Source organism: Candidatus Magnetaquiglobus chichijimensis, from assembly GCF_045865675.1.
Lineage (GTDB): Bacteria > Pseudomonadota > Magnetococcia > Magnetococcales > Magnetaquicoccaceae > Magnetaquiglobus > Magnetaquiglobus chichijimensis.
The window spans coordinates 1,835,383-1,858,278 of the sequence record NZ_BAAFGK010000004.1 but is presented as its reverse complement, the minus strand read 5'-3'; the positions used below and the strand labels follow the sequence as shown (position 1 = coordinate 1,858,278).

29 protein-coding genes and 2 other RNA genes are annotated in these 22,896 nt (G+C 59.9%); all 31 read left to right on the top strand.

Features of this window, described 5'->3' with window-relative positions; translation table 11 throughout:
* Positions 1 to 4: 4 nt before the first annotated feature.
* Positions 5 to 2,266 carry a Mu transposase C-terminal domain-containing protein gene (locus ACOY6C_RS12260; RefSeq protein ID WP_420905758.1) on the top strand — a complete coding sequence of 754 codons (2,262 nt, stop codon included), beginning with the start codon at positions 5 to 7 and terminating at the stop codon, positions 2,264 to 2,266.
* Between the two features lie 10 nt (positions 2,267 to 2,276).
* Positions 2,277 to 3,017, top strand: coding sequence for an AAA family ATPase (locus ACOY6C_RS12255; RefSeq protein WP_420905757.1), 741 nt, complete (start codon positions 2,277 to 2,279; stop codon positions 3,015 to 3,017).
* Entirely contained in the window at positions 3,018 to 3,575 is a 558-nt protein-coding gene (locus ACOY6C_RS12250) for a hypothetical protein (RefSeq protein ID WP_420905756.1), read from the top strand.
* A complete protein-coding gene (locus ACOY6C_RS12245; RefSeq protein WP_420905755.1) occupies positions 3,572 to 3,925 on the top strand; it encodes a hypothetical protein in 354 nt (117 codons plus the stop codon). The genes ACOY6C_RS12250 and ACOY6C_RS12245 overlap by 4 nt, the downstream gene beginning before the upstream one ends.
* Positions 3,926 to 4,267: 342 nt before the next feature.
* Positions 4,268 to 4,777 (top strand): host-nuclease inhibitor Gam family protein, encoded by a 510-nt coding sequence (locus ACOY6C_RS12240; protein WP_420905754.1) that lies wholly within the window; start codon positions 4,268 to 4,270, stop codon positions 4,775 to 4,777.
* Positions 4,774 to 5,064 carry a DUF2312 domain-containing protein gene (locus ACOY6C_RS12235; RefSeq protein ID WP_420905753.1) on the top strand — a complete coding sequence of 97 codons (291 nt, stop codon included), beginning with the start codon at positions 4,774 to 4,776 and terminating at the stop codon, positions 5,062 to 5,064. The genes ACOY6C_RS12240 and ACOY6C_RS12235 overlap by 4 nt, the downstream gene beginning before the upstream one ends.
* Positions 5,065 to 5,069: 5 nt before the next feature.
* An RNA gene (locus tag ACOY6C_RS12230) (hammerhead ribozyme type II) lies at positions 5,070 to 5,136 on the top strand.
* A gap of 18 nt (positions 5,137 to 5,154) precedes the next feature.
* Entirely contained in the window at positions 5,155 to 5,352 is a 198-nt protein-coding gene (locus ACOY6C_RS12225; protein WP_420905752.1) for a hypothetical protein, read from the top strand.
* Positions 5,351 to 5,416, top strand: an RNA gene (locus ACOY6C_RS12220) — hammerhead ribozyme type II. The genes ACOY6C_RS12225 and ACOY6C_RS12220 overlap by 2 nt, the downstream gene beginning before the upstream one ends.
* Positions 5,417 to 5,444: 28 nt before the next feature.
* A complete protein-coding gene (locus tag ACOY6C_RS12215; RefSeq protein ID WP_420905751.1) occupies positions 5,445 to 5,645 on the top strand; it encodes a hypothetical protein in 201 nt (66 codons plus the stop codon).
* 322 nt (positions 5,646 to 5,967) lie between these two features.
* Positions 5,968 to 6,441, top strand: coding sequence for a phage protein GemA/Gp16 family protein (locus ACOY6C_RS12210; protein WP_420905750.1), 474 nt, complete (start codon positions 5,968 to 5,970; stop codon positions 6,439 to 6,441).
* Positions 6,434 to 6,865, top strand: coding sequence for a Mor transcription activator family protein (locus ACOY6C_RS12205; RefSeq protein WP_420905749.1), 432 nt, complete (start codon positions 6,434 to 6,436; stop codon positions 6,863 to 6,865). Before ACOY6C_RS12210 ends, ACOY6C_RS12205 begins: the two co-directional genes overlap by 8 nt.
* 3 nt (positions 6,866 to 6,868) lie before the next feature.
* The gene (locus ACOY6C_RS12200; RefSeq protein ID WP_420905748.1) at positions 6,869 to 7,201 is read left to right on the top strand and encodes a hypothetical protein; all 333 of its coding nucleotides are present in this window, start codon (positions 6,869 to 6,871) and stop codon (positions 7,199 to 7,201) included.
* A gap of 11 nt (positions 7,202 to 7,212) precedes the next feature.
* Complete coding sequence (locus ACOY6C_RS12195; RefSeq protein WP_420905747.1) at positions 7,213 to 7,695, top strand: nucleoside triphosphate pyrophosphohydrolase family protein; 483 nt, start codon at positions 7,213 to 7,215, stop codon at positions 7,693 to 7,695.
* Between the two features lie 353 nt (positions 7,696 to 8,048).
* Positions 8,049 to 8,969, top strand: a complete 921-nt coding sequence (locus tag ACOY6C_RS12190; RefSeq protein ID WP_420905746.1) for a BRO family protein — start codon at positions 8,049 to 8,051, stop codon at positions 8,967 to 8,969.
* Positions 8,970 to 9,129: 160 nt separating this feature from the next.
* On the top strand, positions 9,130 to 10,359 hold the full coding sequence (locus ACOY6C_RS12185) for an SAP domain-containing protein (protein WP_420905745.1): 1,230 nt from the start codon (positions 9,130 to 9,132) through the stop codon (positions 10,357 to 10,359).
* A 139-nt stretch (positions 10,360 to 10,498) separates the two neighbouring features.
* Positions 10,499 to 11,092 (top strand): glycoside hydrolase family 108 protein, encoded by a 594-nt coding sequence (locus tag ACOY6C_RS12180; protein ID WP_420905744.1) that lies wholly within the window; start codon positions 10,499 to 10,501, stop codon positions 11,090 to 11,092.
* Positions 11,093 to 11,223: 131 nt separating this feature from the next.
* Positions 11,224 to 11,574: a hypothetical protein gene (locus tag ACOY6C_RS12175; RefSeq protein ID WP_420905743.1), complete on the top strand. Its 351-nt coding sequence runs from the start codon at positions 11,224 to 11,226 to the stop codon at positions 11,572 to 11,574.
* A complete protein-coding gene (locus ACOY6C_RS12170; protein WP_420905742.1) occupies positions 11,574 to 11,777 on the top strand; it encodes a TraR/DksA C4-type zinc finger protein in 204 nt (67 codons plus the stop codon). The genes ACOY6C_RS12175 and ACOY6C_RS12170 overlap by 1 nt, the downstream gene beginning before the upstream one ends.
* A gap of 8 nt (positions 11,778 to 11,785) precedes the next feature.
* Positions 11,786 to 12,157: a hypothetical protein gene (locus ACOY6C_RS12165; protein WP_420905741.1), complete on the top strand. Its 372-nt coding sequence runs from the start codon at positions 11,786 to 11,788 to the stop codon at positions 12,155 to 12,157.
* Positions 12,147 to 12,455: a hypothetical protein gene (locus tag ACOY6C_RS12160; RefSeq protein ID WP_420905740.1), complete on the top strand. Its 309-nt coding sequence runs from the start codon at positions 12,147 to 12,149 to the stop codon at positions 12,453 to 12,455. The genes ACOY6C_RS12165 and ACOY6C_RS12160 overlap by 11 nt, the downstream gene beginning before the upstream one ends.
* A gap of 7 nt (positions 12,456 to 12,462) precedes the next feature.
* The gene (locus ACOY6C_RS12155; RefSeq protein ID WP_420905739.1) at positions 12,463 to 12,981 is read left to right on the top strand and encodes a DUF3486 family protein; all 519 of its coding nucleotides are present in this window, start codon (positions 12,463 to 12,465) and stop codon (positions 12,979 to 12,981) included.
* Entirely contained in the window at positions 12,978 to 14,525 is a 1,548-nt protein-coding gene (locus ACOY6C_RS12150) for a hypothetical protein (RefSeq protein ID WP_420905738.1), read from the top strand. The genes ACOY6C_RS12155 and ACOY6C_RS12150 overlap by 4 nt, the downstream gene beginning before the upstream one ends.
* Complete coding sequence (locus tag ACOY6C_RS12145; RefSeq protein ID WP_420905737.1) at positions 14,522 to 15,922, top strand: phage portal protein; 1,401 nt, start codon at positions 14,522 to 14,524, stop codon at positions 15,920 to 15,922. The genes ACOY6C_RS12150 and ACOY6C_RS12145 overlap by 4 nt, the downstream gene beginning before the upstream one ends.
* A gap of 16 nt (positions 15,923 to 15,938) precedes the next feature.
* Positions 15,939 to 17,402 carry a phage minor head protein gene (locus ACOY6C_RS12140; protein ID WP_420905736.1) on the top strand — a complete coding sequence of 488 codons (1,464 nt, stop codon included), beginning with the start codon at positions 15,939 to 15,941 and terminating at the stop codon, positions 17,400 to 17,402.
* Between the two features lie 420 nt (positions 17,403 to 17,822).
* Entirely contained in the window at positions 17,823 to 19,865 is a 2,043-nt protein-coding gene (locus tag ACOY6C_RS12135; protein WP_420905735.1) for a phage major capsid protein, read from the top strand.
* 14 nt (positions 19,866 to 19,879) lie between these two features.
* Positions 19,880 to 20,545 (top strand): hypothetical protein, encoded by a 666-nt coding sequence (locus tag ACOY6C_RS12130; RefSeq protein WP_420905734.1) that lies wholly within the window; start codon positions 19,880 to 19,882, stop codon positions 20,543 to 20,545.
* The gene (locus tag ACOY6C_RS12125; RefSeq protein WP_420905733.1) at positions 20,542 to 21,132 is read left to right on the top strand and encodes an HK97 gp10 family phage protein; all 591 of its coding nucleotides are present in this window, start codon (positions 20,542 to 20,544) and stop codon (positions 21,130 to 21,132) included. Before ACOY6C_RS12130 ends, ACOY6C_RS12125 begins: the two co-directional genes overlap by 4 nt.
* Positions 21,129 to 21,587 carry a hypothetical protein gene (locus tag ACOY6C_RS12120; RefSeq protein ID WP_420905732.1) on the top strand — a complete coding sequence of 153 codons (459 nt, stop codon included), beginning with the start codon at positions 21,129 to 21,131 and terminating at the stop codon, positions 21,585 to 21,587. Before ACOY6C_RS12125 ends, ACOY6C_RS12120 begins: the two co-directional genes overlap by 4 nt.
* A 10-nt stretch (positions 21,588 to 21,597) precedes the next feature.
* Positions 21,598 to 22,524, top strand: a complete 927-nt coding sequence (locus tag ACOY6C_RS12115; RefSeq protein ID WP_420905731.1) for a phage tail tube protein — start codon at positions 21,598 to 21,600, stop codon at positions 22,522 to 22,524.
* A gap of 26 nt (positions 22,525 to 22,550) precedes the next feature.
* A complete protein-coding gene (locus ACOY6C_RS12110) occupies positions 22,551 to 22,877 on the top strand; it encodes a phage tail assembly chaperone (protein WP_420905730.1) in 327 nt (108 codons plus the stop codon).
* The last annotated feature ends 19 nt before the right edge of the window (positions 22,878 to 22,896 follow it).

The window sequence follows — 22,896 nt, the reverse complement described above, 5'->3', positions numbered from 1 at the left end:
GGTCATGAACGCCTACACAGCGCGCGAGTTGGCTGATTTGGTGAGTCAGGGGGCTGCTCCAGGACTCCCAATATCGCGTTTCAGAATTGCCGAGTTGGCAGACCGCGAATCCTGGCAACGCCGCGCCCGTCAGGGCCGTGGCGGCGGGTGGGAGTATCTGCCCCCCGAGCCCTGGCGCACCCTGCTGGCGGTACACGAGTTCAAGCAGGCGGCCCCCTCCTCCGTGCTCATGGCGCCGGAGAGAGTCGAGGCCGCCGCGCGGCAGACCGAGGCCGGGGTGGAGAAGCGGCCCGCGCTGCGGCGGGATGCCAAGCTGTTCATCCTGGGGGCGTGGGAGCAGTTCCGCCATGACTCCGGTTTGCCGCTGGTGCGGGGCATGGAACTGTTTTGCACGCTCTATGGCGCGATGCAGCCGGTGCAAAAGGGCGGATTCTCGGCCTCTGACGACATCGACGGGCAGCGGCACGTGTTGGCGATTCCGGCCTGGGTGCGGGCTGTGTGTCCATCCTTGTGCGTGACCACGCTGATCAACTGGCGCAAGGCGCGGGAGGCCGGGGCGCTGGAGGCGCTGGCCGGGGCGTATGGCAACCGGCGCGATCGGGGTGTGATCGACCAGTGCGAACTGCTGAAGAACAAGGTGATCGGACTGGTGTTGAAGGCGCCGCACTGGAGCGGTCCGCAGCTGCGCGATGCGTTGCTGGTGGAGATCGGCGCGCAGGTGGAGGTGATCGAGAACGGCATGGCGACCCTCAAGCCGATCCCGAGCGTGCGCAACCTGCAACGCTGGGTGGCGGATTGGAAGGCGCGCAACAAGTCCCTATACGTCCGGGAGACCAATCCGGACAAGTGGCGCTCCGAATTCGCCTTGGCTCTGGGAGACGAGGACGAGCATGTGGTGCGGCTGAACCAGGAGTGGCAGATCGACGCCTCGCCGGCGGATCTGCTGCTGACCGACGGACGGTATCAACTTTATGTGCTGGTCGATCTTTACAGCCGCCGGATGATGGGTCTGGTCACCAAGACCGCCCAGACCGGCGCCACGTTGGTCTTGATACGGCGCGCGCTGACGGCCTGGGGGGTGCCGGAGGTGATTCGCACAGACGAGGGATCGGATTTCACCAGCTCCGAATTCGAGCGGACCGTGGGGTTTCTGGACATCGCGCACGACGTGCGTGGCCCGTACCGGCCCGAGCAGAAAGGCACCGTCGAGGCGCGCGTCAAGATCGTGCAACACCAGTTTGTCTCTCTGATGCCCGGCTATGTGGGCCATTCGGTAGCGGATCGACAAAAAATCCGCGAGCGCAAGGCGTTTGCGGACCGGCTTGGCGAGTCGGACAAAGAGGCGTTCGCGGTGGAGCTGACCCGCGATGAATTGCAAGCGCGGCTTGATGACTGGTTGACCCATGTGCGCGCGCACCAGCCGATGAATGATGTTTTCAAGGATTCGCAGCGGCGCGGCAAATCGCCGTTTCAGATCGCCACCGAGTACACCGGGAGCATCCGGCGCATCGATGATGCGCGCAAGCTGGATCTGCTGTTGGCGCCGGTGCCCTCCTCCGGGGGACGGGCTGCCGGAATCCGCACGGTAACAAGCAAGGGAATACGGGTTGAAGACGCCTATTTTTGGGACAACACCCTCGCGGATCCGCGCCACACCCGGCAAGAGGTGTTCGTGCGCATGGATCCGACCGACATGGGCACGATCTGGGTGTTCGATGTTGAGCACGAAACATTCATCTGTCAGGCGGTCAATCAGGACCGGGCAGGCCTCAACCGCGCTGAAATGGCCACCGAGGCCAAGGCCGTGCAGGCCAAACGGCTCTCCGAGGCGCGCAAGCAGGTGAGTGCCGCCAAGCGCGGCGTCAAGCCGCACGAGATCGCGGACGCGATCATCGCCAAGGGACGGAGCGACAACGGCAATCTGGTGGCCTTCCAGGCCCCGTCCGAATTGCACGAGACGCCGGCCTTGCAGGCGGCTGGAGAGGCGCTGCGGGCCATGGAGCCAGTGCAACCAAAACCGATGAGCGAGCCGGAGCGGCAGGCCTATCAGGCCAAAGTGGTCCAACTGACCACACCCAAGCCGCCACCGCCGGAGGATCCGGCCAAGGTGCGCTATGGTCGTGCCAAAGGGATCGAGGCAGCTCTGGCTGCGGGAGAGGATGTGAATCACGAGGATCGCGACTGGTTTGAGCTGTACCGGAACAGTGCCGAGTACCGCGCCCGTGAGCGATTCTCCAACTACAACAAGCGAATGATGAGCGGATAGGGGAGCAGGCATGGAGAGCGAGCGGATTACCAGTGTGGCCCTGTTGAAAAATGTCATGGCTGTCACCGAGGCCATGGAGCATGCCATGGCGCGTCCTGGGCATCTGCCCGGATTGGTGTGCATGCATGGGTTTTCCGGGTTGGGCAAGAGCTATTCGGCCATTTTCGTGGCTGCCGAGCATCGGGCCTATTTCGTTCAGGCGCGTTCCACCTGGACCCGCAAGGCGATGTTGCTGGCGGTGCTCAAGGAGATGGGGATCGAGCCGGAGCGGACCATTCCGGAAATGGTGGATCAGATCGCCGAGCAGTTGGCGGCCTCGCGCCGCCCGCTGATCATCGACGAGACCGACCACCTGGTGGAGCGCGGCCTGATCGAGGTGGTGCGGGATATTCACGAAAGTGCGCCTGGCTGCACCATTCTTTTGATCGGCGAGGAGGGTTTGCCGGGCAAGCTGGCCAAATTCGAGCGGGTGCATGGCCGGATTCTGGATTGGGTGGCTGCCCAGCCGGCGGACATGGAGGATGCCAAACTGTTGCGGTCGTTCTACTGCAAACGGGTGCAGGTGACGGATGAGCTGTTGGCCCGGATTCATCGAGTGAGCAACGGATCGGCGCGCCGCATCTGCGTGAACCTGGAGCGGGTGCAGGAGATGGGGGCTTCGGAGGGGAAGCGGGAGATGGATCTTGCGGCCTGGGGCGACCGGGCGTTTTACACCGGCGAGGCCCCGACGCGCCGGCAGGGAGCGCGATAGATGAAGAGCGTGAAAACCAGAATCGAGAAGGCCCTTCAGTTGACGGGCAGCGATCAGGTTTGGGCGCTGATCCGCGTCTGGCGCTGTTTCTCGTTTGCCGAGATGACGGACATCGCACGGGTGCATCCGGACACGATCCGCGGCTATTTGCGCGCGCTGGTGCAATCCGGGCATCTGTCTGTCAACGAGGGTTTTTATCGGCTGGAGCGGGATGTTGGCGTGGATCGACCACGGGTGCGCGAAGATGGTTCGGATGTGCCGCAAACTGGCCGTCAGCGCGCGTGGACGGCGATGAAGATCGCCAAAACCTTCAGCATTCGCGACCTGCACGTCACTTGCGGCATCGCCATCTTGGACGCCAGAGATTACATCTCCGGGCTGCATCATGCCGGAATTCTGGTTGTGGTCGAGGCGTCGAGGCCTGGAGTTCTGGCCAAATACACCCTGCCGCGACACGCCAATACCGGCTCGAAGGCTCCATCCTTGCGGCGCGACGGATCGGTGTTGGATCTGAACACGGGCAAGGTTCACCCGCGTCTGACCGGGGGGCGGTCATGAGCAATCTGGCGACCGCGCAAAAGAGCTGGGGGGCGGCCATGCCGGCCTGGGTCGGGGCGCTGGCGCGGGCTTGTGATGAGACCAGTCAAAGCCGGACGGCCAAGGAGATCGGTTACGCCGTAGCCGTGGTCAATCAGGTGTTGCTCGGCAAGTACAAAGGCAGTTTGAGCCGGGTTGAAACCCAGGTGAAGGCGGTTTTCATGGGCGAGATGGTTGATTGCCATGCGCTGGGCGAAATCCCGGCGCTGGATTGCGAAGCGTGGCGCAAGAAGCCGTTTGCATCAACCAACCCTGTACGTGTGCGCATGTGGGTGGCGTGCCGGGAGTGCGGCAAGGGAGGGGCGAAATGAGGGGGTCTATGAGGTCACCATCGAGGCGGGATTTCCGGGACTGATCAACCAGGTTTATGTGTTTTCCAATCTGCCGCATGCGTTGGAGTTTGTAGAAGGATTGTTAAAAAAATGCACAGCGAACAAGGTGGTGATCATACGCCGTGAAACGACAAGTAATGAGTTGATGAGACATTTTGGCGAACCAGGTAAGGAGATGACAGCATGATGAAATGGTTGAAGAGATTTTGGGGATGGATCCGGAGCGAGGTGGAACACGCCAAGGCGCTTCGGACCATGAAAGAGATCGGGATGGGCAATCCGCGTCGGCGGACCTATTGGGCACGGAAAGGAGGGTAAGAGATGGCGCGCACGAAGCCTGAGATTTTCTACATTCGGGATCTGGATCACGCCAACCAGGTGATGGCCGAGATGGCGCAGATCAGCCGGGAGATCCAACGGATCGAGACCGACTTGAACCGCGAGATCGACGCGGCCAAGGCGCTCGCGGACGCACTGGCCGCCCCGCATCGTAAAAAACTGGAGGCGATGGGTAACGGGCTGGCGAACTTTGCCGAGCACAACAAGAAAGAGTTGTTCGTTGCCAAGAAGACGGTGGATCTGGTTTTCGGAATGTTCGGGTTCCGTCTCTCCTACGAGTTGGCGCCCGCCGTCAAATCGACGTGGGGGGCGGTGCTGGAGCGTCTGAAGGCCATGAAAATCCACGAGGCGATTCGCGTTCGGGAAGATCCGGCCAAGGATATCATGCGCGAGTGGTCGGACGAGCGGTTGGCGAGCGTTGGCGCGCGGCGCGTGGAGAAGGACCAGTTCTGGTACGAGTTGAAGGAAGTGAATCTGGAGAATAAAGCATGAACGCCGCCCAAAAACTGAAAGCCGTGACGAATCCTGACCCCCTGAATGCCAATTCGGACGATGATCTGCGTCGATATATCGAGCGGATCGAACGGCTGGAAGAAGAGAAGTCTGGCATTGCCGCAGACATCCGTGCCGTCTATCTGGAAGCAAAAGCGCAAGGGTTTGATACAAAAACCATGCGCAAGATGATCCGTCTGCGTGCCATGCAACCGTATGCGATCGAAGATGAAGATGCGTTGAATGATCTTTACAGATCCAAGCTTGGCTTGAATTTCGGTAAATGATTGAAGCGCGAAACCGCCCCTCTGGGGGCGGTCGTCGGGGCGTGGTGGCCCCGGCCTGATGAGCAGCCAAAAGAATCAAAGGAGACCGCTATGAAAGACTGTTATGAATATGTAAATCGCTTATATAAAAGAAATTTCAAACCGGGACAGATTGTTAAGTATGTTAACTCCGGACTGATGGGGCAAGTTCAGAACCGGAGAGTCAACGACCAGTATGTGGAAGCTTGGCTTTCGAATGGTGCGCGCGGCCCGTTCCATCCGGATGATCTTGAAATTGTCGAAGGGTGAGCGAAACCGTCCTACGAGGGCGGTCGTCAGGGCGTGGTGGCCCCGGCCTGATGAGCAGCCATTCCAGACCAGCTATTGAGGGTGCCATGAACGTGACTGAGAAAGAAGCCTCCCGGCTGTGGTGTTGCCAAGCCCGGCATGAGGCGGTGAGACAAGCGGATCGGAAGGTCATGGTGTCGTGCATCGGTTCCGGGTGCATGGCCTGGCGCTGGGATATGCCGGCCAACGAGGTCGAGTCGCAGAAAACGCGCTATGGCCATTGCGGGCTGGCGGGCATTCCAGAGTGGACGTGACCACGCAAACCATCCAGATCCCAATCGGGGCGCGCATCTGCTGGCACTGCCGACATTGGCAGCGCCACGGGTTGAGCGGCCTGGGAGGGTGCGAGATCAAGGTCGTGCATATCGCGACCTGGGATTGGGGTTGCACCAGGTTTGAGCGCCGTTGAGCGCCCAACAGAGCGCCTCAGAGCGCCAAGCACCATTCTAGAGTGCCGTCAGAGCGCCTTAGAGCGCCAAGCACCATTTTAGAGTGCCACCGGAGCGCCTCAGAGCGCCGTCAGAGCATCATTTCAGAGTGCCATCAGAGCGCCAAGAGAGCGCCACGGGGGATAAGATGTCGAGCAGCGCCGCTTTTGCCAAGATCCATATCGCCAAGAAAGAGTTGGGGCTGGATGATGCGCAGTATCGCCAGATGTTGCGGGACCGGTACGGCGTGGAAAGCTCGAAGACGCTGTCGGCGCAGGATATTGCGGATCTGTTGTCCCATCTGCAAAAGCTGGGCTGGAAACCGAAATTGCCCAAGGCTGCCGAACAACCTGCCCCACCGGCGGGCAGACGGCCACAGCCCAAGAAGGGCAACGAGGCCATGATTGCCAAGGTGGCGGCGATGCTGAAGAACGCCGGGCGACTTGGCCAGGGCGCGACGCGCTTTGCGTATGCTGACGGCATTGCCCGGCATATGTTTTTTGGGGGCGATCCGGATGTGCAGGTGTGGGTCGAGTGGCTGGAGCGGTGGCAGTTGGTCAAGGTGATCCAGGCGCTGGAGTACGATGCCAAACGTTTGCCCAGGAAGACGGACCATGTCTGAGTCGCTGCATGAGGTCTGCCAGGAGGAGTTGCCGGAGACCTTGCGAGAGATCCGGGATGTGATCGGTTGGCCGGCCACCATGACGCTGGTGAGCGAGATGGGCGGGTTGAAGGTGATTGTGCCCAAGAAGTTGACCCGGAATCACCTGCTGGTCGAGATGCTGGGTTGGGAGGCGGCCAGCAAGCTTTCCGAGGTCTACGCGGGCGAGGTGCTCAAGATCCCCCGCGCCATCTCCGCGCTGCGCTGTCTGCGGGATCGGGAGATCCTGCGGCGCTACGATGCCGGGGAGAGGTTGGCCATCCTGGCGCGCGAGCATCATCTGGATCTGCGTACCATCGAGCGCATCATTCCGCGCGCGAGCCTGAAAGAGGCCGAGCGGCGGGAACGGGCGAGTCGGCAGCTGGTGATGACGTTTGGGGAGTGAGAGATGGCGCATGCGACGGATGAGATGGACCGCTCGACCCTGGAGTTTTTTGCCTGTGCGGAGGTTTCGGCGCGGTGGGAGCGCGGGTTTCTCTCGCACCTGTTCGGATGGGCGCCGTATCTGGGCGAGTTTGGCTTGCTCTCCTCGCGCTCCGTAACGCCTGTTGGTTCGCGTCATCCGACCGGGCTGTTCGCCACCAAAGGCGACGCCCTGCATGCCGGAGAGGTCTATCGAGAGGCGTGCCGGAGGCGGGTTGCGGATTGCGATCTGAACGATGCGCGCGACTGCATTGGTCAACAGGGTGTGCAACAGTCGCCTTTGAACTCCAGTGAATGACGGAGGGGAAAATGGAAGAAGAGAGGTGCGATTTGCGTTCACTATTGTCGTGGCAAAGAGGATTTAATACTGGCAGAAAATCCATGAGATTGGAGATGGATCAAGTGCGGCAAGCGATGGAGCGGGTGCGCGAAGATGCGCGACTTGAGGAGCTGGCCGTCATGGATCTCGTGGACAGGATGCATGGCCAGGAGGCCGCAGCTGCGGAGGAGACGGCGCTCTACAAGCTGGCGCTGGACATCCACGGAAAATCGAAACAGGTGGATATGGCCCTTGAGGAGATGTCGGAGTTGGCAAAGGCGCTTTTGAACGAGCGCCGGGGCCGGGGCGAGAACATTGTCGAGGAGCTGGCGGACGTCTCGATCATGCTGAAACAGATGCTGCTGATTTTTGATCCGGACGGCAGCCAGTTCATGGAGATCAAAAGCCGGAAACTGACCCGGCTGCGTGCGCGGTTGCAGGAGCGGTTGCGGGCAGCTGAGGGCAGAGATTGAAATGCGGGCTGGCTGGATTGACGAAGCAGGTGAAGATTCCGAAACGGACGTTTGAAAAAAACTTGCAATTTTGCGTTCGGTTCCGGTAACGTCGGGGGCGGAGCTCGAAAACCTCCAAAACACACGGCGGACAACCGCCCCCGTCAGTCTTGGCGTTTTTTTGTGCCCGCATTTTGCGGGTCATCATCGCGTGTCCGCGTTTGCCAGACTCCGGGGGGGTCATGCAATGTCCAAGCCGCAAGGCTAAAGGCATGGCCGCCCAACCGTGTGTGGGGTTTTCGACCCCCGGAGTCTGAACGCTCGAAAACCGCTCGCTCTCCGGTAAAGTCCACAGTAACACACGGAGCATCCTCATGATAAACCCTACCCATGCGTCTTCCACTTACCTCACCCTGTTCGAGTTTGAAACACACCCAATTCGAATCGTTACCCGAGATGGCGACCCTTGGTTCGTCGCCGCCGATGTGTGCCGGGTGTTGGAAATCCGCAACACGTCAGATGCCATCAAGCGATTGGATGCTGACGAACAAGCCCTAGATTTCATCGAGGGCATCTCTCGCGGGAACGATCAAGTCAATATTATCAACGAATCCGGCCTTTATTCGCTGGTAATGAGATCATACAAACCGCAGGCCAAGCCGTTCCGCAAGTGGGTGACTGGTACAGTGCTCCCGTCGATCCGAAAGACCGGATCCTACCAGCATCCATCCATGGGGCCGATCCGAGCGGGTGACGAGGATTGTTACGTGCAACCGGGTTTTGCGGTTGTCGAGGGGCGGGTCGTCATATCGAGTGTGGATCTCGCTGTAAAATTCGGGAAACGGCATGAAACAATCCTGCGAACGATTCGCAATCTGGATTGCTCGCCGGAGTTCCGACGCCGCCATATTTTCGAGGGGATTCGGGAATTCGAGGTTTGTGGTACGCCCTATCGGGAGCCGATTTGTCATTTAAGCCGCGACGGTTTTCTCTTTTTGTTCATGCGCGGTTATATCGGCAAACATGCCCAACTCATGGAGGCGTATCTCGACGCCTTCGATAAACAGGCGGTGGCATCTGTTCTGCCATCGACACCACCCTCACCGCCACAGACGTTACCGTCCACTCCTAGACCGATCGGAGTCACCGATCCTATGCTGAAGCTGATGGAGAAACTGGTGTCCGCCGTGGAGATCTTAGCTAAGAATAGTATCGTTACACCCGAGGCTATCGACCGGGCACAACAGTTCGAGCTGTTCCAGTTGAGACGCCAAGGCCGGGTCAGCTGTGGGTAAAAAATAACTTTTCAACACAAGGGTCAGAGAATTTCTGACCCTGATTTTTTTGGATTTTATTATGATTATTGTTAAAACACATACAAATCGATCTTGACCTTTTGGGTATATCCTGAAATTATATTAACATGTTTAAACAATTCTTATCTTTAGGAAAATCATGATGAATCAGACACATCTGTATTTTCTATCCTGCCTTACAAAACCATTCTCCAAGAAGAATTTGGATAATCGTGAATCTTGGGATAGCTATCTCGGGGAGAGTAGATTCACTTTTGTGGATCGTATGATCAAGGAAGGATTGGTCCAACATCTTGATATTGATGAACAAATCAATCTAATATTCACTGTTTCTGAACTTAAATCCCTCTTGAAGGAGCGTGGATTGAGAGTTTCTGGAAACAAGCCGGAGTTGGTGTCTCGTTTGTGTGCTCACGACCCGGAAGGAATGGCACAGATCGCCTCCGCAAAAGGGGGTGGTTGGTGTGTCTCGCCAAAAGGCGCTGAACTTGTGGATCAACACAATCGTGAGATGCGTCTGGATTTTGATACAACAATCCAGAAGATTTACTATTTCCTAGAAAAATTTGATTATTGGCAAGCCGAAAAGATCGCCATCGAATACGGGAATCGTCAAGTATGGACATTCTATATAGGTGTAAATTGGGGTAGAAATATTCAGATAATGCAAGAGATTATGGAGAGCATTCCAGATGACTATGTTGGAAATGAAGCTATTCTTGAAGAGTTACGCATTCCTGCAACTATTTTATTTCTTTTTAGGGAGCCAAGTGTTAAAGATTTATTATTATCACATCCAATATTAACTGATTATTTTGATTTTAAGCTGGAAATTGAAAACTTAATAAATATTTCAATAAGTAAGTGTTGGTTTGATCATTGGCGCGATATGGAAAGAAATCAACTTAGACGGTATATGCAACCACAGAGTTCTGTCGCTTTTGTTGAAGTGAGAGGGAGTATTGGACCTGTTTGCTCTGCCTGTGCGCAAGTTGTTGGGGTTTATCTCTTGTCAGATGCACCAGTAATTCCTGTTGAAGGTTGTGAAACATTATCCTCGTGCAAAATAACGTATCACCCCGTCTTCAGAATAGAAACCGAGTTAATAGAAGATTCGTATAAACAAGGAATAAGTATTGATGATATTGCTGAAAAGAGAAGAATTGAGAAGAATATTGTATATTTTACTATCAACACGTATCTTCCTGGCAAACGAACGAACGGACAAAGAGAATTTAGGGATGATCAGCTAGAATTTGTTGATTATAGAGACGTATCCAACCACACAACAAACTCACCAGCAAATGAATCATCAAGAAACGATAATGCCTGGAGAGTTGTTAAATGGTTGAAGAGATTATTATTGTGACTGTATCTGACAATATTTAACAAGTCAAAAGTTACCATCCGTCATCCGTCGGCTTCATTCCCGTTCTCCTCATTCTCTATCCTGACCAGGATGCCGCCTTGGAACTGTGTGCGGCTGCACCCCTTGTCAGGAGCGCGACATGCCCGATTTTTCCTCTGCTTTTCAAAAAACCATGGGCCACGAGGGTGGCTGGTGCAACACGCCCGGTGATCGCGGTGGCGAGACCTACCGGGGGATTTCCCGCGTCTATCATCCCGGGTGGCTGGGGTGGTGGTTGATCGATGCGGCCAAGGACAAGTCCGGTTCTCCGGTGCTGCGCGGCTATTCCCGCATGGGTGAGCTGGACGGGATGGTGGAGGCGTTCTACCGCGCGGAGTTCTGGGAGCGTTGCGGCTGCGACCGGATCGAGCATCAGGCCATCGCCGAGGAGTTGTTCGACTCCGCGGTCAACTGCGGGGTGGTTGCCGCCCAGACGTGGCTGCAAGAGTCGGTCAACATCCTCAACGAGCGGTTCCGGCTCTTCGGCAAGCTCGCGGTCGATGGTCATGTCGGACCGGGCACACTCGCCGCCGTGGCCAAGATGCTGGAGCGCGGGGTCGGCTTGCTGCTGTTCCGGCTGATGAATCTGGCCCAGGGGGCGCACTACCTGGCTTTGGCGCGCAAGGATCCCAGTCAGGCCAAATTCCTGGCGGGTGGCTGGCTCGACCGGGTCGAGTGGGAGACCTCCAAATAACCTGCCGACTGCTGTCGGCTGTCCGTCGTCACGCACGAATCGTTATCATGACCTTGCAAGTGTCCGGATGATTTCCGGAGTCGCTTTGACGTTTGAATCTTTGTTCATCACCTTTTCAAGGAACCTGAAACATGCCCAAAAATTGGCTCATCGTTCTCCCCGCGCTTGCCGTGGTCACTCTTCCCCCCGCCCTGGCGATGGCCATGGACCCCGCCACACTGATCAGTGTGGCCAACGTTGTGGCGCCGCTGATTCCGGACAATATCGGCAGCGTCATCAGCGGCTTTTTCACGATCGGCGGCGTCCTCGCGCACATGACAGCCGCGTTGCCCATCTCTTCCGGCAAATCCTTCGGCAAGATCATGCATACGCTGGCAGGAAACTATGGCCACGCGTTCAACGCCAAGGATATCCCCGAGATGTTGGCCAAATCCAACAACAAGGCGGAGCCCGATTTCACGTTGCCTCGGGATCGCGACTGATGGACGAGGCAGACCAGGCGCAGGCCATCGCCGAGATCGAGACCGCCCGCTTGATCGCGGCGCACACACGATCCTTTCGGCAACAACAGGGACGCGCCTTCTGCGAAGATTGCAGCATCGCCATTCCCCAGGAGCGGCTTTTGGCCAATCCTGGGGCGCGGCGCTGCCTGCCGTGCCAAAAGCGTGTGGAGCGCGGACGATGACGATAAACATGGAGTTGTGGCAGCTGATTTCGCTGCTTTTGGCGTTCTTCGGCTTTACCGCCGCGGGTGCCAAGCTTTTGGTTGGACAGTTCGAGGCGCGACTGGATGAAAAGTTCGACAGCATGGAGCAGGCCAGGGCAGCGGCGGATCGCACGTTGCGCGACTCGATCCAGGAGCTTGCCGAGCGGCAGAAAGAGCTGGACGCGCAATTCCGCGAGCAGGAAAAAGAGATGAACCGTATGCAGGTGGACATGCTGTCGCACTATGTCCGGCGCGAGGATTACATCCGGGGGCAGACGGTCATCGAGGCCAAGCTGGACGCGCTGAGCGTCCGGCTGGAAACGTTGCAACTGAAAGGAGTCGGTGCGCATGACCGTTGATCTTGCCAAGGCGCGTCGCGAAACGATGCGCTGGAATATCCTGCTTACTCTCAATAATTCCCGACCCATCGGCGCGCGCGAGGAGCTGGTGTTGTCCGTTGTTCAGGGGATGTTCCCGGACGCCACCGCGCACGAGCTGCGCCGCGAGCTGGACTATCTGGATGATCGCCAGTTGGTGACGGTCAAGAAATCCCCGGACGGCAGTTGGCATGCCGAGCTGACGCGGTATGGGGTGGATGTGGCCGAATACACGGTGGATTGCGATCCGGGCATCGCGCGGCCCGTGAAATACTGGTAGGTGATCGATGCCGTCGCGCTCCTTAGTGTACGACCTGTCGCCGGAGATCAAGGCGTGGCTGGATGAGGCTTTGGTCGAGGGAAATTTCAGCGGTTACCGGGCGCTGGAGGCTGCGTTGCGGGAGAAAGGGTGCGAGATCTCCCGGAGCGCGCTGCACCGCTACGGCCAGGATTTCGAGCGCCGTCTGGGTGCCTTGAAGATGGCATCCCAACAGGCCCAGGCGATTGCCGAGGCGGTTCCGGATGAAGAGAACGCGCTCTCCGATGCCCTGATCCGATTGTTCCAGGAAAAGGCTTTCGACTATCTGATCAAGATGGAAGCGGATCCGAAGATCAGCTTTGCCGCGCTCGGCCAGGCCATCGCGCAGATTTCGGGAACCTCGACGGCGCTCAAGCGCTATCAGACCGAGGTGCGCGCCAAGACCAAATCCGCAGTCCAGGAGATCGAAACCATCGCCCGGCAAGGCGGTCTGTCGGGCGATGCGGTGGCCAGCATACGCCAGCACATTCTAGGGATTACGCAATGACTGATTCAGCCGTACAGACCGACCCGACCCCGCCGGCGCTGCTACCCTATCAGCAAAAATGGGTCGCGGACAAGTCCAAGGTCAAGATCTGCGAGAAAAGCCGCCGCATTGGCATCACCTGGGCCGAGGCTGTCGATGACGTGTTGATCGCGGCCACGGGCAAGGCGGATGGCGGCATGGATGTCTGGTACATCGGCTATAACAAGGAGATGGCCGAGGAGTACATCCGCGCTTGCGCCGGCTGGGCCAAAGGGATCCAAAAAGCGGCCAGCGAAATCCGCGAGTCGCTCTTTCGCGACAAGGATGTGGAGCGGGATATTCTGACCTACAGCATCGATTTCGCCTCGGGATGCCGGATCACGGCGCTCTCCTCCGCGCCCAGCAATTTGCGCGGCAAACAGGGTGTGGTGGTCATCGACGAAGCGGCCTTCCATCCGCACCTGCCCGACCTGATCAAGGCGGCCATGGCGCTGCTGCTGTGGGGCGGCAAGGTGCGCATCATCTCCAGCCACCAGGGTGACGACTCCCCGTTCAACCAGCTTATCCAGGAGTGCCGGGCCGGCAAGAAGGGGTACGCGGTGCACCGCTATGTCTTTCAAGAGGCGGTCGCCCAGGGGCTGTACCGGCGCATCTGTCTGGTCACGCGCGAGGCGTGGAGCCGCAAGGGTGAAAAGGCATGGGTCGCGCAAGCCTACGCCGACTACGGCAGCGACGCCGAGGAAGAGCTGGATGTGGTGCCGTCGAGCGGCTCCGGCGTCTATCTGACCCGCGCGGTGATCGAGTCTTGCATGGATCGCGCGCGTGCCGTGCATCGGTTGTCGCTACCCCAGGAGTTTGCCACGCGGGAGGCGTTCCTGCGTGAAGGCGAAGTGCTGGAGTGGTGCGAGCGCGTTTTGCTGCCGGAGTTGTCGCGGCTGGATGTGTCGTTGCAGGGATATTTCGGGCTGGACTTCGGGCGGTCTGGTGACTTGAGCGTGTTGGTACCGCTGATGCAGAGTCAGGATCTGCGCTTGACTGCCCCCTTCCTGATCGAGATGAGCAACGTGCCGTTCGAGCAGCAAAAGCAGGTGCTGTTTTATGTCGTGGACCGGTTACCGCGTTTCCGCTCCGGAGCGCTGGACGCGCGCGGCAACGGCGCCTATCTGGCCGAGGTGGCCATGCAGCGTTATGGCGCGGCCAGGATCGTTCAGGTGGCGCTCTCCCAGCCGTGGTACATCGAGCACATGCCGAAATTCAAGGCAGCCTTCGAGGATCGCATTGTGTCGATCCCGGCGGATGCCGATGTCATGGACGATCTGCGCGCGATCAAGATGCACAAGGGGGTGGCCAAGGTGCCGGAAGGGGCCAAGACGCGCGGCAAAGATGGCCGGCAGCGGCACGGGGATGCGGCCATCGCCATCGCGCTCGGGGTGTTTGCCACCAAGAGCAGCATGCTGCCAGCAGCCGGTGTGTCCATCGATCCCGATCCGGAGATCTACCGGCCTCGGGCGGACGGATCGCGGCCTGGGCTGCTCCAGCGATTCAAGGCGCGGATCTGGTCATGAAGCATCACTCGAAGAAACAGGCGGCGCGTCGGGAGCAAAAAACGGTCTTTCGTGAGGCGCATGGCCGGAACATCGATCTGGAAGAGACCGGATACCGTCGGCTGACCGACGGCAAGAACCGGCGCGATCTGCCCGAGCATCAGGCGGCCCGCATGCGCGAGATCGCCCTGCATTTGTGGCGCACCAACCCCTTGGCCAACCGCATCATCGAGTTGCCGCTGGCATTCATTCTGTCGGACGGTGTGACGCTTAAAATCGATGATCTGGAGGCGCAAGGGTGGCTGGATGCCTTCTGGCGTGATCCCATCAACCGCATGGGGATCACCCTGTTCGAGATGGTGCGGGAGTTGGCGCTTTATGGCGAGCTGTATTGGGTGGCCTTTGTCAACGAGCATTCGGGGCATGTGCGGCTTGGCTATCTGGATCCGGAGCGGGTCGAGGCGGTGGTGCGCGATCCGGACAACGGGCGTCAGGCCATCGGCGTGATCACCAGGGCGGATGAGCAGGGGGTGAAACGCCGTTACCGGGTGGTGATCAACGGGACGGATGATGAGCTGCTCATGCCGGAGGCGATCCGATTGCGCGAGAGCTGCACGGATGGGGATATCTTCTATTTTGCCGTCAACAATGTCTCGACCAGCGGCGGACACAGCGACCTGTTGGCGTTGGCCGACTGGATCGACGGCTATGAGCAGTTTCTGTACGGCGAGGTCGAGCGGTCGGCCCATCTGCGGGCGCATGTCTACGATGTGACCCTGACCGGGGCCACGCCGGAGGAGGTGGATCGCAAGGCGCGGAGCATCGTGCCGCCGGCGCCGGGCGGGGTGCGTGTGCACAACGAGGCGGAAAAGTGGGAGGCGGTCTCCCCCAACCTGCAAGCCGCCGACACAACGGAAGTTGGACGCATGTTCCGCAACCACGCCCTGGGCGGGGCGACGATCCCGGAGCACTGGTTCGGCGGCGGCGGGGATGTCAACCGTGCCACCGGCGAGAGCATGTCGGACCCGACGACCAAGATCTTCACGGTGCGCCAGAAGCTGATCCAGTATTTTTTGGAGGAGCTGGGCAGCTATGTGGTGCGTCGTCGCTTAGAGTCGCTCGCCCGTCCGATGCCGGATCCGGAAGATGCGGCGTGGCGGGTGCGGGCCGAGTTCCCGGAGATGATCGTCAAGGATGTTTCCAAGTACGCGGCGGCGTTGCAGCAGGTGGTGGCCGCCTGCGCTTCGGCTGTGGATGCCGGGTTGATGTCGCGCGATACGGCGCTCTCCTGCATCCGGTCTGTCGCCACCCGGTTAGGCGTGGAGTACGACGCCGGGCAGGAGCTGGACAAGGTTGATGCGAGCATGGATGCGGCCCGCGAGGCGGATAACTTCCAGCCGCCGCCCGTGACCGTATGACGCAAGGACCGGGTGCATGAACATCTTGAGAAAGGTTGCCCAGGCCATCCAGAGCGCGCATGCGAAGCTGATGGCCATCTATGCGAATACCTTCGGAGAGGTGGAGCGTCTGCTGGATGCGACCTCGGATGAGATCCAGAAAGAGTTGGACAAACAGCCGAGCGACTGGAAAACATGGCATCTGCAGCGATTGAAACAGGAGGTTCGACGCTCTTTGGATTGGTTCGGGGAGCGGTCGGGCGCGGTGGCGGCGTCCGGCGCGCGCGATGGCTGGGAGGCCGGGGTGCAGTCGGTGGACGATCCGATCGCCGTTGCCAGGGGTGAACCGATTCACGATTCCCCTTTGCCGCTCCGACAGACTGCACCGCAAATGCCATCATCCTCGCCACCCGCATCCGTTCAAGTCCCCCTTGTCTCCTCCCCGCCCCACCACATCACGGTTGGCGTGCAGCTTCCGGCCCTGGATAATCACCAGCTGGTTGCCATCGAGGGGTTTCTGACGCACAAAATGAAGGATGTGTCGGCGGACATGGTGAAAGCCATCAATCGGGAGCTGGGTCTGGTCGTGACCGGATTGCAGAATCAGTCCGACGCGGCCACGGCCATCGAGAAGCTGCTGAAGGTTGGCGGCAGACGGCGCGCCCTGACCGTGGTGCGCACCGAGATCGGACGGGCCTTCTCGATGGCCGCGCAGCGGCGCATGGAAGAGAAGGTGGCGGCGGGGATGACGGGACTTAAAAAAAAGTGGCGCCGTTCCGGCAAGATTCACTCACGCCAGGCGCACGATCTGGCGGACGGCCAGGTGGTGGCGGTGCATGAGTCGTTCATGGTGGGTGGCCAGCCGATCCGGTATCCCAGAGATCCGAACGCCCCGCCGGCGCAGACCATCAACTGCGGTTGCACGGCCATTGCGCACATGGACCATTGGGAGATGCTGCATCCGGGTGACAAGCCGTTTACCGAGGAGGAGATCCAGCGCAACCCGCGCCACATGTATACGGCGAACTCGCGTGCCGAGGGGGTTGCCAAATGGATCCAGACCACTTTGGAGGGCAAGCGCAAGGCCAACGGCGAATGGCGCACCGTGGGCACCCTGCCTATGCCTGTCGTGGATTTTCTCCGCGCCAAGGGGGTGGAGCCGGCCAGCATGGAGATCGCGATCTCCGACAAGCTGCTCAAGCGTCCCGCGCGAGAGATGAAGCGGCATGTATGGATGAAGGGATTGGAGAATGATGAGCTTGTCGGGATGTCGGCTCATATCGACAATCCCAAGGCGATCTACTGGGGCAAGCATGATCACAGCCTGCATTATGTGTTTGCCCGCAAGGATCAAGGGCTTGGCAAACTGGTGGTGAGAGTGCGGGCGCGTGAAAGCCGCTCGACCCTGAAACATCACAATTACATCATCTCTGGCGGGTCGGTGAATCGAACGGATGTAATGGATACAAACCAGTATCAATTGATCTCGGGAGCGATCTAAAGAAAAGAAAACGACCGGACGGGACGTTACCCCCATTCACTCCCTCTCGGCTGCCAGGGCCGGACGAGCTTGCGGATATACGGCTTGTTCCGCTGACCAAACGGTCGTTTCGAGTGTCATCATACCTCTTGCATCACCCAAAGACAAACAAAACCGCAAAAGCCCCACAAAAGCCCATTTGAGGCGTTTTCTATCCTCTTCCTTCCCGCCGTATTACCGAAACCACAGGCGCGATCCTGGGGCGAATTAAAAGGTGTTTCAAAGCCATCCCGCCTGTTGGGTCACCCTACGCAATCACCGTTTCCTCAAGCCTCATCTGAACCGGCATCGGTCGTCTACATCTCCCTGGCGCATCCCTCTATTCTGGATCTCGTGTTGAACGCAAGAGCAAACGAGATACCGCCCATCGAGGATGACGACATGGCTGAAGAGGAAAATCCAACCGAGACGCAACCCGGCGCAACCGGCGTGCTGCTCGAAGCCAAGGATGGCACCCGGTTTCTGGTGCGGGTGATCCGTGCCGGGCTCTCGGGCAACGGGGTGTTCTATCCGGACGCCGTGCTGCGCGAGGCGGCGCCGCTTTTTGACAAGGCGCGCGTCCTGATCAAAGGGGATCAGGAGCATCTCAAGGGGGGCGGCAAAGACCCTCGCAACATCGTGGGACGCCTGACCGAGACGGTATTCGTCGAGGGGCGCGCTCCGGATACCGGGGAGTTGCGCGCCACGCTGGAAGTGCTCCAGTCCGCGGGCGACATGTCCGCGCGGCTGACCGAAGCGGTGAGCCGTGGCATGGCGGATCTCTACGGACTCTCGATGTTCGCCGACGGACGCACGGTTCAGGGTGCGGTATCCGGCAAGCCGGCGCGTCTTGCCCGTGCCATCACAAAAGTCCACTCCGTGGATCTGATCGTCGAGCCGGGCGCCGGCGGCGAGATCGTATCCCTGATCGAAGCCCAGAATACCACCCCACACCATGGACAATCACGCATGAAAAAATTTTTGATCGAGCAGATTCAAGCCCGCAAGCCGGAACTGTTGGCCGGCAAGGATCCGGAGGCCCTCCGGGATGACGAGGTGGAGGCGATCTTCAAGGAGGCCTATCCCGACCCGGAACCCGAACCGACCACCAGCCAGACCACCACCCCGGCGACCACCAGCCAGCCCACCACCCCGGCGACCACGGACGACCTCGACTTGCGGATCCAACAGGCGGTCGAGGCCAAGACCCAATTGCGCGAGGCTCTGGATACGAGCGGACTGCCTCCGGCGGCGCGTGACCGGGTCGCGCAGCGTCTCGGCAGCCGGTTCGTCCCGGATCTGGTTGACAGGGAGATCCGGGCCGAACGGGACTATCTGTCGCAAGTGACTGCGAGCGGGCGTGTCACCGGCCTGGGCGGGAGTCGCGCGCGGCTGGTCGAGAGTCAGCGCCAGAAGACGGACAAAATGCTCGATGTGCTGCTCGGATCGGCGGCTGCCGGGCCGGGTGACACGCTCAGTCTGCGGGCGGCCTACGGTCGGATGACAGGCGATTTCGAGGTCTCGGGTCGTATGAGATCGGCGAACATGTCGATCATGGCCGAGGCGCTGGACAGTGACTCCTGGTCCGAGGTGCTGGGCGATGCCATGACCCGTCGTCTGCTGGCCGACTATCGCGCGCCGGCGGCGCAGGATATCTGGCGTAATCTGGCCAACACCGTGCCGGTCCGTGATTTTCGCGATCAGAAACGCACGCGCATCGGCGGTTACGGCGATCTGCCGAAGGTGGCCCAGGGTGGAGCGTATCAGCCTCTCTCCTCTCCGGACGACGAGAATGCCGACTATGCCGCCGAAAAGCGCGGCGGTACGGAGAGCGTCACCCTGGAGATGATCATGAACGACGATGTGGGCGCGCTGCGGCAGATCCCGATCAAACTGGCGCGCGCCGCCAAGCGCACGCTTGGCAAGTTCGTGCTGGATCTGTTGCGCACCAACCCGACCGTCTATGACGGCAAGGCGCTGTTCCACGCCGATCATGCCAATCTCGGCAGTGCCGTCCTGGACGCCACCAGCTGGATGGCCGCCCGGTTGGCGATGCTGGCGCAAACCGAGTCCGGTTCGAACGAGCCCTTGGGGATCGCGCCGAAATATCTCTGGGTGCCGACCACTCTGGAGGAGGCCGCGAAAGATCTCTTCGTGCGCAACACCAACCTGGATCCGACCTTCCTGCAAACCACCGCCCCGACGGTTGTGTCGGTGTGGTACTGGACCGATCCCAACAACTGGTTCGTCTCGGCGGACAAGCTCGACATCCCCTCCATCGAGATCGGTTTTTTGGGTGGCAACGAAGAGCCGGAGATTTTCATTCAGGACAACCCGACCGTCGGCAGTCTGTTCACCAACGACCAGGTGACCTACAAGATCCGGCACATCTACGGTGGCACCGTGACCGACCATCGCGGGCTGTACGGCGCCATCGTGGCGTAAGGGGTGGGCGAGCGATGGCCCTGACCGATCTGCAATCCATGGCGCGGCGCATGACGCGCACGGACGAGGCGAGCATCACCGCCGAGGATATCGACGCGGCGATCCGCACCGCAATATGGCGATATTCTATGGATCGCGCGCGCGTAATGGTCGCGGAGATCCGGGTTGCGGACGGTCCGGTGTTCGCGCTCCCGGATGGATGGGAGGCCGGGTTTTCCGTGCTGGCCACCATCGAGCACGGCGATGGCGAGCTGGAGGGGGAGCCGTTGCCGCTCTCCATCCTGCGCATCGAGGAGACGGCTGCGGGATGGCGGATGCGCCTGACCGGGCCTGTGGACACCTCTTCCTTAAGGCTGCGTTACACGGTGCCGCACCGGGTGACGCAGACCGAAGACACGCTCGCGGCGCGCGAGTGGGAGGCGGTGTCCACCTACGCCGCGGCGCATCTGTTGGAGCAGATCGCCGCGGCCAAAAGTGGCGATGTGGACCCTTCGTTCGGGGCGGATACGGTGAGCCGAAGCACGCCGGCGAGTGAGTACGCGGCGCGCTCCAAACAGCTTTTCGCCCGCTACCGGGAGATGATCGGCACCAGAACCGAACGCACCATCCCGGCAGGGGTGGTGGTGGCGCCGATCCAACGGCGGGTGGGGCTGACACATGGCGTGCGAGGATGGGTATGAGCGGAACCACGGAATATTCGATCGAGAATGACCCGGCCTACCGCCTCCAGATCGACACCGGAGGGCTGGTCGATCTGGCTCGCCGCCTGGAACACGCTCCGGACGAGGTGGTGAATGCGCTCAAGTTGGCGATGATGGAAGCGCTGGAGTTGCTGGCCTCCGAGGCCCAGGAACGCACGCCGGTTGCCACGGGCAATTTGCGCGCCTCGATCTTCCCGGTGATGCCGCAAGTCCAGGGTGATGCCGTGATCGGCGCGGTGGTATCCACTCAAGAGCAACAGGGGGAGACGCTCGGCATGGGGTCGCCCTTGATTTACGCCGTGCCGGTCGAGCTGGGTAGCAAACCGCACATGCCGCCGCTACAGCCGTTGATCGATTGGGTGAAGCTCAAGCTGGGCATACGGGATCCGGAGGAGCGGGAGACCGTAGCCCAAAAGATCCGCTGGAAAATCTACAACCACGGCAGCCGTGGACAGTTTATGTTTCTGCGGGCGCTTGAGGTCTGCAAGCCGCGCATGGAAGCCATATTTGCGCGCTACATGCGCATCGCCGTCGAACGGACGCTCGGAGAGAGGAGTGGATCATGAACCAGCTTGAAACCATCCGTCAGGCGATCATCGCACGCATCGAGGAGATCCCGGAGATCGGGATCGTGCATGATCATCAGCCGTACATCAAATCCGAGCAGGAGTTGCGCGCGCTCTACGTCGATGAGGGGCTGCTGCTCGGCTGGTATGTGCGCCGCGTGGCCACCCAAGAGAGCGCCGGCGCCATCGGACAGTGGATCGAAACGCACACCTGGCTGATCTGGGGGGTGATGGCCATGGGCGATCAGGGGCGATCCGAGAACACGTTCGACGGGCTTGTCGAGCAGATCCGCGACAAATTCCGTGAGGATCAGGATCTCGGGGGTGTCGTGGCGCTCACCGCGACGCACGAGGTGGCGGGTATCCAGGTCGAGAAGGTGGAGCCGGTCTTTTTTTGTGGCGTGTTGTGTCACGCCGCGCATCTCACATTGCGCACCGTTTCGTATCGTTATTAAGGAGACGCCAATGCTTCATCTCACGGCAAACCGCATCATTCTGGCCAAGATCGAATCCACTTACGGGGCGGATGCGGCACCCACCGGAAGTGACGCGCTGCGGGTGCAAAATCTGTCGCACGCCTCATTCGAGGCCGACACGGTGAATCGCGCCCACGTTGTGCCCTGGTTCGGCGAGCAGTCGAAAAGCCATACCAAAACGCATCGCAAGGTCTCCTTCGAGATGCAGGCGTATGGTTCCGGGGATCCGGGCACGGCTCCGGTGTGGGGCGCGCTCCTGCGGGCGTGCGGCTTCTCGGAGAGCGTCACGCCGGATGTCTCGGTCACCTATCTGCCCATGTCGGGCGACAACGAGTCGCTGACCCTCTATTACCGGCAAGATGGTCGTCTGACAAAGATCACCGGCGCGCGCGGCAAGGTCACCCTGTCGCTCGCCTCCCAGGCCTTGCCGGTTCTCAAATTCGAGTTCACGGGCCTATGGAGTCCGGTCACGCAGGCTGCGTTGGTGACACCCGCATTTCCGACCGCGATCGATCCCCAGGCGCTCACCAAGCTCCTCACCCCCACTTTCACGCTGCACGGCCATGCCCTGGCCATGAAGTCGCTGGAGGTCGATTTCGGCATCGAGGTGAGCTACCGCAATCTGGTGGGCTACGAGGGGGTGAACAAAACCGGTGCCGCCGTGAGCGCGAATACGCAATGCCTTCTGCCAGAACTCTCCACCCTGGATGCCGAGACGTTGGCCGTCAATGCCACGCGCGACGCGCTGCAACTGGTACACGGCACCGTGGCCGGCAACATTCTGGAGATCCAGGGAACCCAGGTGCAGGTCATGAGCCCCAAAGAGGCGGATGACAACGGGGTGCGCATGCTCCAGTGCCAGCTTCTGTTTCACCCGACATCCGGCAATGATGAGATCCGGATCATCTCCCGATAACCCTAAAACCCATCAAGGACCAAACCATGTTTCAAATCGCCAAAGACCAGACCTTTTCCTGGACCATCGATGTCACCGCCCCCCATCAGAGCAATCAACAACCCGCCGGACAGTTCACGGCGCATATGCGGCTGCTCGGAATCGCCGAGACCACCCGGTTGGCCGGGGAGAGTGACGCCGCGTTCATCAACGCGATCGTGACCGGCTGGGATGATGTGCTCGATCAGGAGGGTCAGCCGATGCCGTTCACCCCGGAGAATCTGGCGGTGCTGATCGACATGCCCAACGTGCGTCTGGCCCTGGTGCGCGGGTACCACACGGCATCGTCCGGCGGGGCGCGCGAAAAAAACTGATCGATGCCGCCCGGTATTG

Excerpts from the sequence above, each read along its gene's own strand:
- ACOY6C_RS12260 (WP_420905758.1), top strand. The coding sequence starts at position 5 with ATGAACGCCTACACAGCGCGCGAGTTGGCTGATTTGGTGAGTCAGGGG.
- ACOY6C_RS12255 (WP_420905757.1), top strand. The coding sequence starts at position 2,277 with ATGGAGAGCGAGCGGATTACCAGTGTGGCCCTGTTGAAAAATGTCATG.
- ACOY6C_RS12250 (WP_420905756.1), top strand. The coding sequence starts at position 3,018 with ATGAAGAGCGTGAAAACCAGAATCGAGAAGGCCCTTCAGTTGACGGGC.
- ACOY6C_RS12245 (WP_420905755.1), top strand. The coding sequence starts at position 3,572 with ATGAGCAATCTGGCGACCGCGCAAAAGAGCTGGGGGGCGGCCATGCCG.
- ACOY6C_RS12240 (WP_420905754.1), top strand. The coding sequence starts at position 4,268 with ATGGCGCGCACGAAGCCTGAGATTTTCTACATTCGGGATCTGGATCAC.
- ACOY6C_RS12235 (WP_420905753.1), top strand. The coding sequence starts at position 4,774 with ATGAACGCCGCCCAAAAACTGAAAGCCGTGACGAATCCTGACCCCCTG.
- ACOY6C_RS12225 (WP_420905752.1), top strand. The coding sequence starts at position 5,155 with ATGAAAGACTGTTATGAATATGTAAATCGCTTATATAAAAGAAATTTC.
- ACOY6C_RS12210 (WP_420905750.1), top strand. The coding sequence starts at position 5,968 with ATGTCGAGCAGCGCCGCTTTTGCCAAGATCCATATCGCCAAGAAAGAG.
- ACOY6C_RS12205 (WP_420905749.1), top strand. The coding sequence starts at position 6,434 with ATGTCTGAGTCGCTGCATGAGGTCTGCCAGGAGGAGTTGCCGGAGACC.
- ACOY6C_RS12200 (WP_420905748.1), top strand. The coding sequence starts at position 6,869 with ATGGCGCATGCGACGGATGAGATGGACCGCTCGACCCTGGAGTTTTTT.
- ACOY6C_RS12195 (WP_420905747.1), top strand. The coding sequence starts at position 7,213 with ATGGAAGAAGAGAGGTGCGATTTGCGTTCACTATTGTCGTGGCAAAGA.
- ACOY6C_RS12190 (WP_420905746.1), top strand. The coding sequence starts at position 8,049 with ATGATAAACCCTACCCATGCGTCTTCCACTTACCTCACCCTGTTCGAG.
- ACOY6C_RS12185 (WP_420905745.1), top strand. The coding sequence starts at position 9,130 with ATGATGAATCAGACACATCTGTATTTTCTATCCTGCCTTACAAAACCA.
- ACOY6C_RS12180 (WP_420905744.1), top strand. The coding sequence starts at position 10,499 with ATGCCCGATTTTTCCTCTGCTTTTCAAAAAACCATGGGCCACGAGGGT.
- ACOY6C_RS12175 (WP_420905743.1), top strand. The coding sequence starts at position 11,224 with ATGCCCAAAAATTGGCTCATCGTTCTCCCCGCGCTTGCCGTGGTCACT.
- ACOY6C_RS12170 (WP_420905742.1), top strand. The coding sequence starts at position 11,574 with ATGGACGAGGCAGACCAGGCGCAGGCCATCGCCGAGATCGAGACCGCC.
- ACOY6C_RS12165 (WP_420905741.1), top strand. The coding sequence starts at position 11,786 with ATGGAGTTGTGGCAGCTGATTTCGCTGCTTTTGGCGTTCTTCGGCTTT.
- ACOY6C_RS12160 (WP_420905740.1), top strand. The coding sequence starts at position 12,147 with ATGACCGTTGATCTTGCCAAGGCGCGTCGCGAAACGATGCGCTGGAAT.
- ACOY6C_RS12155 (WP_420905739.1), top strand. The coding sequence starts at position 12,463 with ATGCCGTCGCGCTCCTTAGTGTACGACCTGTCGCCGGAGATCAAGGCG.
- ACOY6C_RS12150 (WP_420905738.1), top strand. The coding sequence starts at position 12,978 with ATGACTGATTCAGCCGTACAGACCGACCCGACCCCGCCGGCGCTGCTA.
- ACOY6C_RS12145 (WP_420905737.1), top strand. The coding sequence starts at position 14,522 with ATGAAGCATCACTCGAAGAAACAGGCGGCGCGTCGGGAGCAAAAAACG.
- ACOY6C_RS12140 (WP_420905736.1), top strand. The coding sequence starts at position 15,939 with ATGAACATCTTGAGAAAGGTTGCCCAGGCCATCCAGAGCGCGCATGCG.
- ACOY6C_RS12135 (WP_420905735.1), top strand. The coding sequence starts at position 17,823 with ATGGCTGAAGAGGAAAATCCAACCGAGACGCAACCCGGCGCAACCGGC.
- ACOY6C_RS12130 (WP_420905734.1), top strand. The coding sequence starts at position 19,880 with ATGGCCCTGACCGATCTGCAATCCATGGCGCGGCGCATGACGCGCACG.
- ACOY6C_RS12125 (WP_420905733.1), top strand. The coding sequence starts at position 20,542 with ATGAGCGGAACCACGGAATATTCGATCGAGAATGACCCGGCCTACCGC.
- ACOY6C_RS12120 (WP_420905732.1), top strand. The coding sequence starts at position 21,129 with ATGAACCAGCTTGAAACCATCCGTCAGGCGATCATCGCACGCATCGAG.
- ACOY6C_RS12115 (WP_420905731.1), top strand. The coding sequence starts at position 21,598 with ATGCTTCATCTCACGGCAAACCGCATCATTCTGGCCAAGATCGAATCC.
- ACOY6C_RS12110 (WP_420905730.1), top strand. The coding sequence starts at position 22,551 with ATGTTTCAAATCGCCAAAGACCAGACCTTTTCCTGGACCATCGATGTC.